Here is a 13,140-nt window from a genome sequence, read left to right as displayed (position 1 = left end):
GCAAAAAAACAGCCCGTACGAGACGGGCTGTGATGTCGCTTAATCCAGCTTGGAGAGGTCGCGTACCGCGCCTTTGTCGGCGGAGGTGGCGAGTAGCGCATAGGCCTTGAGCGCTGGAGTGACCTTACGTGGGCGCTGTTCGACCGGTTTCCAGGCGTCTTTGCCTTTGGCGTCCATCGCTTCCCGGCGTTTGGCCAGCTCGGCGTCGCTCAGCTGCACGTTGATCGAGCGGTTGGGAATGTCGATCAGGATGGTATCCCCTTGCTCGACCAAACCAATGGCGCCCCCTGCTGCCGCTTCCGGGGAAACATGCCCAATCGACAGGCCTGATGTGCCGCCGGAGAAACGACCATCGGTGAGCAGTGCACAGGCCTTACCCAACCCTTTCGATTTCAGGTAAGAGGTCGGGTACAGCATCTCCTGCATACCGGGGCCGCCTTTGGGGCCTTCGTAGCGGATGACGACCACATCGCCCTCTTTCACTTTGCCATCTAACACGTTGGCCACCGCTTGGTCTTGAGACTCCACCACGTGGGCTTTGCCTTCAAATACCAAAATGGAGTCATCAACCCCTGCGGTTTTCACCACGCAGCCATCCAGCGCGATATTGCCGTACAGCACGGCCAAACCGCCCTCGCGGGAGAACGCGTGCTCCAAATCGCGTATACAGCCGGTGGCGCGGTCGCCATCCAGGCTTGGCCAGCGGGCGCTTTGGGAGAAAGCGGTTTGAGTCGGTACACCGCCAGGGCCAGCCTTAAAGAACTCAACCACTTCTGAGCTAGGCGAGCGCATGATATCCCACTCTTCCAGCGCGGCCTTCAGGCTATCGCCATAGACAGTCGGTACGGAGGTATCCAGCACGCCTGCCCGGTCCAGCTCACCCAAGATGGCCATAATGCCACCCGCGCGGTGCACATCTTCGATATGGTACTTCTGGGTATTAGGAGCCACTTTACACAGCTGCGGCACTTCACGGGAAAGGCGGTCGATATCCGCCATAGTGAAGTCAACTTCTGCTTCCTGGGCGGCTGCTAATAGGTGAAGAATGGTATTGGTGGAGCCGCCCATGGCGATGTCGAGCGTCATGGCGTTTTTAAACGCCGACTTATTGCCAATCGCACGGGGCAACAGGTGGGCCTCGTCGCCTTCGTAGAAACGTTTAGCGAGTTCGACAATACGTTGACCGGCATTTTCAAACAGCCGACGACGGTCTGAATGGGTTGCCAGCACGGTGCCGTTACCGGGTAGCGCCAGCCCCAATGCTTCCATTAAGCAGTTCATGGAGTTGGCGGTGAACATACCTGAACAGCTACCGCAGGTGGGGCAAGCACTGCGCTCTACTTCCGCCAGCGTTTCATCATCCACGCTGTCATCGGCAGCCATGACCATTGCATCTACCAAGTCTAGGCCGTGGTTGAGCAGTTTGGTTTTACCGGCTTCCATCGGGCCACCTGATACAAAAATCACCGGAATATTGAGGCGCATCGCGGCCATCAGCATTCCTGGGGTGATTTTGTCGCAGTTGGAGATACATACCAGCGCATCGGCACAGTGGGCGTTACACATGTACTCGACGCTGTCGGCAATGATATCGCGGCTCGGCAGCGAATAGAGCATGCCGTCATGACCCATGGCGATGCCGTCGTCCACGGCGATGGTGTTGAACTCTTTGGCTACGCCGCCCGCTTTTTCAATCTCACGCGCCACCAGCTGGCCCATGTCTTTTAGATGCACATGACCGGGTACAAACTGGGTGAAGGAGTTGGCGACCGCAATAATCGGCTTATGAAAGTCGTCATCTTTCATACCGGTGGCACGCCAAAGGGCACGGGCGCCAGCCATATTGCGGCCAGCGGTGGTGGTACGGGAGCGATACTCGGGCATGGTGTCCTCTACATCTTTATCATGGCCTGCCGCATACATGGCGGCAGGCAGTTGAATCCAGCGGCCTTAGATTGTGGCATGAGCGCACCGCTGAGACTAGATGTAGAGGGCAACCAAAGGCGGGAGGAAGCCGCCCGTCGGTTATTAGAAGGTTTCCCACTCCTCTTCAGCAACAGCGGCTGCAGGGCGCTTCAGTGCCGAACGCGGCTCTTTTGGCGGTGAAAGGTTTTGTTGTGAGGGGTCCTGGTGTGACAGGCTCGGCATCAGTGAACTGTCCCGAGACAAACGCTGACGAGCCGTTTCACTACTCTCTTCGCCCGCCCCTTCCAAACGGAACGCAGCAATCACGTTAGCCAGGTCCAACGCTTCGTTGGTTAAGCGCTGTGCAGCACTGGAAATTGATTGAACCTTGCTAGCGTTCTGCTGTGTGACGTGATCCATTTCAGAGACCGCCGTATTGATCTGAGCGATACCACTACTCTGCTCGTCAGAGGCGGTGCTGATCTCTCCCATGATATCACTCACGCGCATGACCTGATTGACCACCTGATCAATAGCCTGCTCGGCCTCTTTCACAGCGTCAGCACCTCCGGCAATTTCCTGGGAGGAGGTATCGATCAAACGGCGGATCTCACCCGCAGCATCGGCACTGCGGCCAGCCAAGTTACGTACTTCATTGGCGACCACGGCAAAACCGCGGCCCTGTTCACCCGCTCGAGCAGCTTCCACCGAGGCATTCAGCGCCAGGATGTTGGTCTGGAAGGCGATGCCGTCAATCACCGTGATGATATCGTTCATCTTATTGGCACTCTCGGCAATTCGTTCCATGCGCTCCACAAGCGCCTGCATGCGTTCGCCTGTTTCGCGGCTGGTGGTCGCATTTTGCATCGCAAGCTGGTTGGCTTGGCGGGCATTTTCGGTATTTTGCTGAACCGTCGCGGTCATTTGATCCATGCTGGAGGCAGTTTGCTGCAGCGAGGAAGCCTGCTGCTCGGTGCGGGAAGCCAATTCCTCATTCTGCTGCTTAATATGCTCCGAAGCGGGGGTAACGACCTCTACCTTACTGCCTACCTCAGTAATCAGCCCTGACAAGCTGGCCCGCATCGTTTCCAGAGATGCCAACAGTTCACCCAGCTCATCATCACGCTTGAGGGTCACCCGATTGGCAAGGTTGCCCGCTGCAATTTGGAAGGTGACACGGCGGGCTTCGTTCAGCGACTTCAGCAATGATTTCAGGACGGCCACACTCAGCCAAACCATCAAGATAATGCCGAACAACAGAACGCCTAACTGCCCCCATAGTAGCCACTGCTGCTGACGCTCCGCATTGGCCATTAACGCTTGGGCAGCGGCACGTTCGTTATCCACTAGCAAATTAATGGTGGCACTAATGCTGTCTGAGGTGGGCTTCACCACATCGTTAAACGCCTCAAAGGCGGCAAACCCATTTCCATCGCGTATAGCAGTAAAGGCCGTTTCAGCACCGGTTAAAAATGTGGCCAAATGCGCCGTGAGCCCCTGCTGCACGCCGCTGGCTTCCGTACGCTCATCGGTAAAGCCTTGCCATGTTTGGTTGATATCGGCTTGGAGCGTGGTTAACTGCTCTTCAAGTAGGTCTAAATCAGCTCGGCGGGGGTTGCGCACTGCGGGCTCTAGTGCCTGCAATAGCTGTGCGGCACCTTGCTCGATTTGTTGAAGATCGGCTACCCCTTCAAGTCCGGTTTGGTTAAGGATACGCAGTCGCTCGGCTGAGCTGGTCAAGCCATAAACACCGGCTGCTCCTGCCACGGTTAGCAGCACAATCGCAGCCACCACCATGCCCATGAGCTTAGCTTGCATACTGCTAAAGCTAAAGCGTTGCACCCAACCGCGCAGCCCCGTGCGGCGTAATGCACCATAATGGAGCGCAAAGCCTCTCCCCCGCCCGTGCTGCATAGCGCCGTACCCCTTTACCGCGCGAGCAATGGCTTTTTGTGCTGCTTTACGGCGAATAGCGGTATAGCCAACCACACGTACACCATCCAGCAGCGGCGCTACCGTGGTGTGTACCCAGTAAGTATCACCATTCTTACAGCGGTTTTTCACCACCCCTTGCCAAGTTTTTCCTTTCTCGATGGTGTCCCACATATTTTTAAACACCAGCGATGGCATTTCCGGATCGCGAAAAATGCTATGAGCCTCCCCCATTAGCTCTGCCTGCGAGTAACCACTCACTTCTATAAAGGTCTGGTTGACGTAGGTAATCTTTCCCTGACGATCAGAGCGTGAAATCAACACTTGATCGTCTGAAAGCTCAAACGTTGCTTGGCTGGATGTGCTCATTAAGAACCCCTACTTTTTATATGCCTTTTTTTAAAAGACATGTTTTTCTAAGGAAGGCATGTTTTGCCGATGGCTTGGCGGCCAGAGCTACTAAGCCTATTTAATACGCTTGTATTAATTAAATAGGCAAAAAATATGCCACCGTAAGGGTGGCATATTCAAGCGGTCTGCTTTGGTTTGAGTAGATGCTGGTTAACAGGGGTTAAAATTCATCCCACTCATTGGTGCTTGCGCTGGAGCTTTGCATGCTGGCCTGCTGCTTAGACGGCTTGCTATTCGTCAGACGAGGCGCTGCTTGCTTGGCCATTTTCTGAACGTTGCCAAGCTTCTCACGAGCCACACTCGTACTTTCCGCCTGCGCTCCTTCCAGGCGGAAAGCATCGACCACATTGGCTAGCTCAAACGCTTCTAGGGCAAGATTATCTGCTGATGCTGCTATGGACTGCACTTTCGAGGCATTTTGCTGGGTGACGCCATCCATCTCGGCAATGGCCGAATTGATCTGGCCGATACCGCTACTCTGCTCGCTTGAGGCAGTGCTAATAGAGGCCATCAGCTCGCTCACTCGATTAACCTGCTTCATTACATTTTCGATGGCATGCTCAGCCTGTTCAACAGCACTACGACCACCACTGACCTCTTGCGAGGTACTGTCGATCATTTTGCGAATTTCTTGAGAGGCATTGGCGCTGCGGCTTGCCAGCGTGCGCACTTCGCTTGCCACCACTGCAAACCCGCGGCCATGCTCACCGGCTCGGGCGGCCTCGACGGAGGCATTGAGCGCCAGAATGTTAGTTTGAAAAGCAATGCTATCGATGACACCGATCATTTCGGTCATCTTCTCAGCACTTTTGGCGATGCGCTGCATGCGCTCTACCAATTGTTCCATCTGCTGGCGGGTATCGCGGGTACTAGTAGCATTTTGTTGAGCAAGCTCGGTAGCTTGACGCGCATTATCAGTATTTTGCTGCACGGTAGAGGTCATCTCCTCCATGCTAGAGGCAGTTTGCTGCAGCGAGGAAGCCTGCTGTTCGGTGCGTGACGCCAGCTCTTCGTTTTCAGCCGCAATCCGCTGAATAGCAGGCGTCACTACGGAGACTCGGTTTTCCAGATCGCTGACGATACTGGCCAAGCTAAACCGCATGGTATCCAGCGAATAGAGCAGCTCACCTAGCTCATCATTACTTTGGCGGCGCTCCCGGGCAGCCAGATTACCTGCGGCGATTTGGAAGGTCATATGCCTTGCGCCTTCCAAGCCGCGTAACACCGATTTAAATATCACCACGCTCAAGCCGACCATAATGAGCAGGCCAATTAACATCAGCACCAGTTGAGCAATCAACATATAGTGACGCCCTTGCTGAGCTTCAGCCACCAGCGCCTGCGCTCCTGCGCGCTCTTCACTGACCAGTTGGCTGCTCAGTTCACGCAGTTGATCGGTGGTGGGTTTTACGATGTCATTAAAGGCCTCAAACGCAGCAAACCCTTGCGCCTGCTCTATCGCCGTGGCGGCAGAGGTGACGCCGTCATTCCAACGTGTCAACGCCTCATTGAATGTCTGTAGTGCATCTGGAGCCGCATGGCTGGTGGCACGATACGACTCCCATAAGCTATATATGGATTGGCTGCCACTCTCTAGAGAGGCTGATAAGGCCTCCAAATCCACCCGCCTGGGGTTGCGCACGGCAGGCTCTAGCAACTCAACGGACCTACCTAGCTGGCGTTCTAGACGCTGTAGTTCCGCCACCGCCTCCAAACCTGAACGATTAAGCGTATCCAGACGCTCACCGGATACCACTAGGCCATACACCCCCAAGCCGCCCGCTAACCCCAACAGCAGCAAAGACGCCACTACCATGCCAGTCAACTTGGCCTTCAGGCTGGTAAACTGAAAGCGGGCAAAAAAGCCGCCAAGGCCTCGGCGTGTTAACGCCCCTTGGTGGAGAGCATAGCGGCGGGATTTGCCTTTCTCACGTATCTCGGCATAGACCTGCTCTGCCAACGCGACACGTTTCGCTCCTGCCTTGCGGCGCAGCGAGGTGTAGCCAACAATGCGGTCACCGTCGCGCAGCGGTGCTACGGTGGCATGCACCCAGTAGTGGTCGCCATTCTTACGTCGGTTTTTAACCGTTCCCTGCCAGGTTTTACCCGCTTGAATGGTTTTCCAAAAGTTCGCATAAGCGGCTTCAGGCATATCCGGGTGGCGTATTAGATTATGGGGTGCGCCAAGTAACTCGTCTCTCGTATAGCCGCTGACCTCCACAAAGGCCGCGTTAGTATAAGTAATGTTGCCTTTCAAATCCGTACGTGAAATAAGTACGGTTTCTTCCTCAAGCACATATTCGCGTTGGGTAACGGGCTGGTTGTTGCGCATAGAAGGTTCCCCAGGGTAGCTATTTTTTAATATTTTGATTTTTCACTATTATCCAGGTTAAGCGATGCTTTTCACCAGTAAACAGATGTAAAAAAGCGCCGCTCTTTTCAGAGCGGCGCTAATCAAACCCTATTGCCTAAAGCAAAAACCAGCGAAGAGAGCTACTTAAATACCACGTTAGCAACATCCCGATAACGGTTAGCGAAGTGAACCGTCATACCCTCTTTCAGGTACTCGGGCAGCTCTTCGTAATCACGGCGGTTAGCCTCAGGCAAAATGACCTCAAAAATATCGCTGCGCCGTGCTGCAATGATTTTTTCTCTAATACCACCGACTGGCAATACCTGGCCGGTAAGGGTTAGTTCCCCAGTCATCGCCAGCGGGCGGTTAATCGACTGATGTTTAGCCAGCGACAGCAGTGCAGTCGTCATGGTCACGCCTGCCGACGGACCATCCTTGGGCGTCGCCCCTTCCGGTACGTGCAGGTGTACAAAAGCGGAGTCAAAGAAGTCAGCATCGGCTCCATACTCAGCCAAATGGCCAAGCGTATAGCTGTAGGCGATATTAGCCGACTCTTTCATCACGTCGCCCAATTTACCGGTCAGCTTGAAGCCACGATCTAACGAGTGGACTTTGCCTGCCTCAATAGGCAAGGTAGCGCCACCCATCGAGGTCCAAGCAAGGCCTGTCACCACCCCTTCGCCTTTAAGCACTTTCTCTTTACGGAATAGCGGCGCGCCCAGGAACTCTTCCAGGTTCTTGACCGAGACTTTGACGGTTTCAACGTCCTCTTCCAGCAGCTTCACTGCAGCTTTGCGCACAATACGGTGCAGCTGTTTTTCCAACTGGCGAACGCCTGCTTCACGTGCATAGCCGTCGATCACCTGCTTCAGCGCCGCATCGCTCAAGTTAATGCGCTTTTTCGTCAGGTTGTCGCGTTTGAGCAGCTTCGGCCAGAGGTGATGCTTGGCGATTTGCAGCTTCTCTTCGGCGATATAGCCTGACAGGCGAATTTGCTCCATGCGATCCAGCAGCGGGCCGGGGATGCTGTCCAGCGTGTTGGCGGTACAGACGAAGAGCACCTTGGAGAGATCCATCCGTACGTCGAGGTAGTGGTCCAGAAAGTCGACGTTTTGCTCGGGGTCGAGGACTTCGAGCAGCGCCGAGGCGGGGTCACCCTGGAAAGATTGACCCAGCTTATCGATCTCATCAAGCATGATGACCGGGTTTTCTACCTCAACCTCTTTGAAGGCCTGAACGAGCTTGCCGGGCATCGCGCCAATGTAGGTACGCCGGTGGCCTTTTATCTCAGCCTCATCCCGCATACCGCCCACAGAGAAACGATAAAACTCACGCCCCAACGCTTCCGCAATCGAGCGCCCAATGGAGGTTTTACCCACCCCTGGCGGGCCAACCAGCAGCACAATCGAGCCGCCCACATCGCCTTTAAAGGTGCCCTCGGCAAGGAACTCGACAATCCGCTCTTTCACGTCTTTTAGGCCATCGTGGTCGCGGTCGAGGACTTCTCGAGCATGGGCAAGATCCAGCTTATCCTGGCTGGTTACTCCCCAAGGCAGCGAGGTTAACCAGTCCAGATAGTTGCGGGTGGTGCCATACTCCGGCGAGCCCGTTTCCAGCACGCTGAGTTTATTCAGCTCCTCATCAATACGTGCCTGAACTCGCTCTGGCACCACCAAGGATTCCAGCCGGTTTCGGAAAGTATCCACGTCGTTTTCGCGGTCATCTTTAGAGATGCCCAGCTCACGCTGAATCACCTTCAGCTGTTCGCGTAGGAAAAATTCCCGCTGACGCTCCTGCATCTGGGCATTGACCTGCTCGCTGATTTCGCTTTGCAACTGGGCGACATCGATCTCTTTACGCAGCAGCGGCAGCACTTTGTGCATGCGTTCAGCAACAGGCAGTGTGGCCAGTACATCCTGAAGCTCTGGACCTTTGGCCGAGGTAATCGCTGCAGCGAAGTCGGTCAGCGGGCCGGGCTGATGGGGGCTAAAACGGTTAAGGTAGTGTTTTAGCTCCTCCCCATAGAGCGGGTTAATGGGCAGCAGCTCTTTAATGCCGTTGATGATCGCCATGGCATAGGCACGGGTCTCTTCATCTTCGGCATTGACCGGCTCTTTCGGGTAAGTCACTTCCACCAAGTAAGGCGGCTCTTTGGAGAGCCAGCGCTGGATTTTAAAACGCTGCAACCCCTGAGCAATGAACTGAATCTGTTGATCTTCGCCTTTGAGCTTATGCACCTTCACTGCGGTGCCAATCTCGGGGAAGCCTTCGTGATCCAGCGACTCAACGCCATGCTCCCCAACAAACGCAACGCCGATGGTGTGGTGTGGCGTGTTATTGACCCGGCGCATGGTCTCTTCCCAGCGCTCGCGGTTAATGACCAGCGGCTGAACCTGGGCAGGAAAGAAAGGACGGTTATGAATCGGTAGCAGGTAGATGCGCTCGGGCAGCATCTCACTGGCAGGCACTAGCGAATTTACCCGCTCACCATCAGAGCGGTAATCGTTGCTTTTGGGGTTATCTTCTTGGGAATCGTGCGACTCACTCTCAGTAAGCCAGTCTTGATGTTCGTGTTCTCGATCGTAATCCTGGTCGCTCATGCGCCCTCCCATCAACAGTCACTAGCGGCTTGGGCCACTCAGCATTGCTAAAGGAATGTGGGCACACAGGGAAAACTTCAACCCTCAAGGCAATTTAGCCAATGGTTGTGAAAGCATTCATGGCCAAAGCGTCGGCATAGGGCGGCCATTCACACGCCATACTCCACGAACGACATCAAACTGCAGATCCCGCGTGCCTAGCGGCAGGCCTAGCCATAGGGCAGCCACCGTGGGCGCCTCGTGCCACACAAAATCGCCATCAATACGCTCTAACCAGCGAGCACGTTCATCGGATTTACCAAGAGCTGTGATACTTAACTCATCCAGGCGGCGCGCATCAAAAAACAGAGCCCCCTCGGCATCCACCTGCAAGCCAAGTAACGGGCTATCAATATCAATCGCGGTGACATCTAAGCGCGGAGAATCACTGAGTACCTGGAGCAAATCTGGCTCTAAGCGTGACAATAAGCCTTCTGCCATAGGCAGGCTGGCATCGCCCCAAGCAGCCTCCTGACGCAGCCGACGAATGGTTGCCCGCACTGCATCTCCGTTTAGCCGGGAAAGCTCCGCTTCTATACGGCCGCTTAACAGCGAGGTATCAGGTGCTTCGCTAGGCACACGCACATCGCCAATAATCAGCTCGCCCTTCAAGCGCAGCTCACTCTCATCCAGCTCCATATGGCTATGCACATCTAAGGGTGTGACATGAATATCGTAAGCGGGATAGCGCAGCGCTAAACTTTCAATATGCAGATGGTCGCGCTGAGCAAAATGGTAGGCATCTTCAATATAGGTATAACGGCTCTCTAGCTGGGTTGGCCCCAGCGTGAGTTGGGCAAGGCCATCGGTCAGCGTGAGCTGTTCCAGCAACCCGCGCAAACGCCAGTCACCAAACAGCCCCTCTAGCCGAACGCGAGCACCACGAACCGCCAGCTCACGCCCGCTCTGCTGAATCACAAAGGGCGCCAGGGCCAGACGCAGCTCGGTGTGCCCACTCAACGTTTGGTAGCGGCCTTGCCAGCGTGGCACCGAAGGCGCCGAGACCTCACCCACCGCTTTCTGCAATACACTATCCAAGCGCGGCAATAGGGTGCCTTCAACATCCGTGCTGAGCACACCATGACGGGCCCGGTAGGTCAGTTCCAAACGCCAAGGCCGACCTAAAAGAGGAGAAAGAATCAGCCTTCCACGGGAGGTTAGCCACCCCTGGTGGTTCTCAATTCGACTGACACGCCATTCGCCCCGCGCCTCCAGATCTTCCAGCGCTTGGCGTAGGCTACGTTCAAAAAGAACGCTGGATAGCAGTTGCGCGACCATCCAGATCACGGCCACGGCCGCGAGGATAGGCACGATCAAACGTTCCTTGCGCATGCTATCTCCTTGAATAGCCTCCCCAAGAAGGCTTCACTCCATGCAAGCAGTAGGCGTGCAACACAGTAAGCATAGCAGTTGATGCGCAGGCTTAACTTAATGCAGCCAAAACCAAAGGTGCATAGTACTCCAGGCGTAGACCCCTGCCATCACATCATCAATCATAATGCCAAAACCACCGGCTACTCGGCGGTCAGCCCAGCGAATGGGCCATGGCTTAAAGACATCGAAGATGCGAAATACCACAAACCCCCACAGCGCTGCCTCCCAGGAGAAAGGAACCGCTGCCATGGTAATCCAGTAACCAACAAACTCATCCCATACGATCCCTGAGTGATCATGCACCCCCAGGTCATGAGACGTTTTATCGCACAGCCATACGCCAACCACAAAGGCTGCCAACACAATGCCTAGGTACCAGCCTAACGTCAGGTCGGCCATCATCCAGTAGAAAGGAATCGCAGCCAGGGTACCGAAGGTGCCCGGTGCCCAAGGCACCGTGCCACTGCCTAAGCCAAAAGCAAAAAAGTGGGTGGGGCGCCGCCAGACGCTCGCCGGTGCTCGGTTCATTGGGCACCCCCACGAAAATGCTGCCAGCCAGTCGCCCCTTCTACAGGCACTCCCGTCACTCCAAGCGCTTCGGTGCAGCGGCCAATAATGCTAAGCGAAAGGCCTAACTCGGCCAGCTGCATTTGCGCTTGAGCAACCTTGGCGGGAGGTAGTGTCACCAGCAGTTCGTAGTCATCACCGCCAGATAGCGCTGCGGTTAAGGCCGCTTCGCTGCCCAGCACTTCGGCTAATCCTTCGGCTAGGGGTAGCGAGTCGGGCTGCAAAGCGACACCTACCTGGGACGCTTCCCGCAGATGCGCCAGATCTGCTAGCAGGCCATCAGAGATATCCATCGCCGCTGTGGCCAGTCCGCGTAGCGCAATGCCGGCCTTTAGCCGGGGCTGAGGCAAGAGATAGCGCTGTAGCAACGGGTGTTTCAGATCCCGTTCACCCTGTTGCCACAACGCTAGCCCGCCAGCACCGCCACCTAATGCACCGGTCACGGCCACCACATCGCCCACCTGCGCGCCCGAACGCGTTATAGCCGTGCCAGTAGGCACTTCGCCCATCACGGTGACGCTAATGCTGAGCGCGCCAGAGGTAACATCGCCTCCAGCGAGTGTCGTCGCGTGCTGCTGGCAAAGCGTGTGAAAACCGCTGGCATAATCGGCAAGCCACTGCTCAGCGGCAGTGTCATCTTTAAAGGCGCGCTGATCCAAGGTGATAGCCATCAAGCACCAGCGCGACTTAGCCCCCATCGCGGCTAAGTCGCTGAGTGCCACGGCTAACGCCCGGTGTCCTATCGCATAGGCGGGGGCATCGTGGGGAAAGTGAACATCGACGACGGATGTATCAACACTCACCGCCAGCTGCTGCCCCGCCTGGGGTACCAATAGAGTGGCGTCATCGCCGCATCCTAGGGCAACGCCATCTGTCGCTTGTGCCTCCTGCGGCGACATAAAGTAACGTCGAATCAGATCGAATTCGGCAAGCACAAAGGCCCCTTAAACGCTTGATCAGGCGGCCCGCTTACAAGCGGCGGGCGCTGACTTCGGCACTTCGTAAGCGGTTTGCCAGCTTATCGAGAATGCCATTCACGTATTTATGGCCGTCGGTGGCGCCAAATGATTTTGCCAGCTCAACGCCTTCGTTAATCACTACGCGGTAAGGCACCTCCATTCGCCGGGATAGCTCGTAAGCGCCGAGACGAAGAATCGCCAGCTCCACCGCGTCCAAATCTTCCAAACGGCGATCAAGCAATGGGGCAATTTCACGGTCCAGCTCGGTTTTGAAACGCACCGTGTTATGCAGTAGCTCATGGAACAGCGCTTTGTCCGCGATTTCCATGACCTTTACCCAGTTCTCATGATCTTCTAAGTCATCGTCAGCCACCTGGCTACGAAACTCAGCTTCAATCGTGGTAATGGACTTACCGGTCATCTGCCACTGGTAAAGCCCCTGTACCGCTAACTCCCTTGCGGCGTGACGCCCCTGCTGTGCCGCAGAGGGCTTGCGCTCACGACGCTCGCTCATTGAGAATCTCCTACCGGCAGCGCGCGCAGCAGAGACACCATTTCCATCGCGGCCATCGCCGCTTCGGTGCCTTTATTACCGGCTTTGGTGCCTGCACGCTCAATGGCTTGCTCAATAGACTCAACGGTCAATACGCCATTGGCTACGGGCGTATCACACTCAAGCTGGAGATGGTTAATAGCCGTGTTGCAGCCACCCGCCACGTACTCAAAATGCGGCGTGCCGCCACGAATGACCGCACCAAGAGCGATTACCGCATCCGGCTTCATCACATTGAGTACACGCTTCACGGCCAGGGGCAGTTCCCACGCGCCCGGCACATGAACGATATGAATATTTTCCACATCCACACCGTGGCGTGTCAGGCTATCGACGGCACCTTCCACCAAGCTATCGACCACGTGGTGATTAAAGCGGCCCACCACGATGACATAGCGTCCATCAACGTCTACAAAAGTGCCTTCAATTTGCGAAAGGGGTTGCATC

The 13,140-nt window shown here is 55.6% G+C and carries 9 protein-coding genes; all 9 read right to left on the bottom strand.

What is annotated here, in order from left to right:
* Positions 1–39: 39 nt before the first annotated feature.
* Positions 40–1,884, bottom strand: a complete 1,845-nt coding sequence (gene ilvD, locus ACIGG6_RS09925) for a dihydroxy-acid dehydratase (RefSeq protein WP_399844236.1) — start codon at positions 1,882–1,884, stop codon at positions 40–42.
* Between the two features lie 144 nt (positions 1,885–2,028).
* Positions 2,029–4,206: a methyl-accepting chemotaxis protein gene (locus ACIGG6_RS09920; RefSeq protein WP_399844234.1), complete on the bottom strand. Its 2,178-nt coding sequence runs from the start codon at positions 4,204–4,206 to the stop codon at positions 2,029–2,031.
* A 202-nt stretch (positions 4,207–4,408) separates the two neighbouring features.
* Complete coding sequence (locus ACIGG6_RS09915; RefSeq protein ID WP_399844232.1) at positions 4,409–6,580, bottom strand: methyl-accepting chemotaxis protein; 2,172 nt, start codon at positions 6,578–6,580, stop codon at positions 4,409–4,411.
* Positions 6,581–6,741: 161 nt separating this feature from the next.
* Positions 6,742–9,201, bottom strand: coding sequence for an endopeptidase La (lon, locus tag ACIGG6_RS09910; RefSeq protein ID WP_399844231.1), 2,460 nt, complete (start codon positions 9,199–9,201; stop codon positions 6,742–6,744).
* A gap of 117 nt (positions 9,202–9,318) precedes the next feature.
* Positions 9,319–10,572 (bottom strand): DUF945 family protein, encoded by a 1,254-nt coding sequence (locus tag ACIGG6_RS09905; RefSeq protein ID WP_083025635.1) that lies wholly within the window; start codon positions 10,570–10,572, stop codon positions 9,319–9,321.
* A gap of 96 nt (positions 10,573–10,668) precedes the next feature.
* Positions 10,669–11,142, bottom strand: a complete 474-nt coding sequence (locus ACIGG6_RS09900; RefSeq protein WP_044630377.1) for a phosphatidylglycerophosphatase A family protein — start codon at positions 11,140–11,142, stop codon at positions 10,669–10,671.
* A complete protein-coding gene (thiL, locus tag ACIGG6_RS09895) occupies positions 11,139–12,116 on the bottom strand; it encodes a thiamine-phosphate kinase (protein ID WP_399844228.1) in 978 nt (325 codons plus the stop codon). The genes ACIGG6_RS09900 and thiL overlap by 4 nt, the downstream gene beginning before the upstream one ends.
* Before the next feature lie 34 nt (positions 12,117–12,150).
* Complete coding sequence (gene nusB, locus ACIGG6_RS09890; RefSeq protein WP_044630379.1) at positions 12,151–12,654, bottom strand: transcription antitermination factor NusB; 504 nt, start codon at positions 12,652–12,654, stop codon at positions 12,151–12,153.
* Positions 12,651–13,139: a 6,7-dimethyl-8-ribityllumazine synthase gene (gene ribH / locus ACIGG6_RS09885; protein WP_399844226.1), complete on the bottom strand. Its 489-nt coding sequence runs from the start codon at positions 13,137–13,139 to the stop codon at positions 12,651–12,653. Before ribH ends, nusB begins: the two co-directional genes overlap by 4 nt.
* Between the last annotated feature and the right edge of the window lies 1 nt (position 13,140).

The sequence above is a fragment of the Vreelandella lionensis genome (assembly GCF_044543515.1).
In the GTDB taxonomy this organism is placed as follows: domain Bacteria; phylum Pseudomonadota; class Gammaproteobacteria; order Pseudomonadales; family Halomonadaceae; genus Vreelandella; species Vreelandella lionensis.
Note: the sequence above shows the minus strand (reverse complement) of the source record. Positions and strands in the feature narration are given on the sequence as shown.

Bases quoted from the DNA above. Each gene is read 5' to 3' on its own strand.
- lon (WP_399844231.1), bottom strand. From the start codon at position 9,201: ATGAGCGACCAGGATTACGATCGAGAACACGAACATCAAGACTGGCTT.
- ACIGG6_RS09900 (WP_044630377.1), bottom strand. From the start codon at position 11,142: ATGAACCGAGCACCGGCGAGCGTCTGGCGGCGCCCCACCCACTTTTTT.
- ACIGG6_RS09915 (WP_399844232.1), bottom strand. From the start codon at position 6,580: ATGCGCAACAACCAGCCCGTTACCCAACGCGAATATGTGCTTGAGGAA.
- ilvD (WP_399844236.1), bottom strand. From the start codon at position 1,884: ATGCCCGAGTATCGCTCCCGTACCACCACCGCTGGCCGCAATATGGCT.
- ribH (WP_399844226.1), bottom strand. From the start codon at position 13,139: ATGCAACCCCTTTCGCAAATTGAAGGCACTTTTGTAGACGTTGATGGA.
- nusB (WP_044630379.1), bottom strand. From the start codon at position 12,654: ATGAGCGAGCGTCGTGAGCGCAAGCCCTCTGCGGCACAGCAGGGGCGT.
- ACIGG6_RS09920 (WP_399844234.1), bottom strand. From the start codon at position 4,206: ATGAGCACATCCAGCCAAGCAACGTTTGAGCTTTCAGACGATCAAGTG.
- ACIGG6_RS09905 (WP_083025635.1), bottom strand. From the start codon at position 10,572: ATGCGCAAGGAACGTTTGATCGTGCCTATCCTCGCGGCCGTGGCCGTG.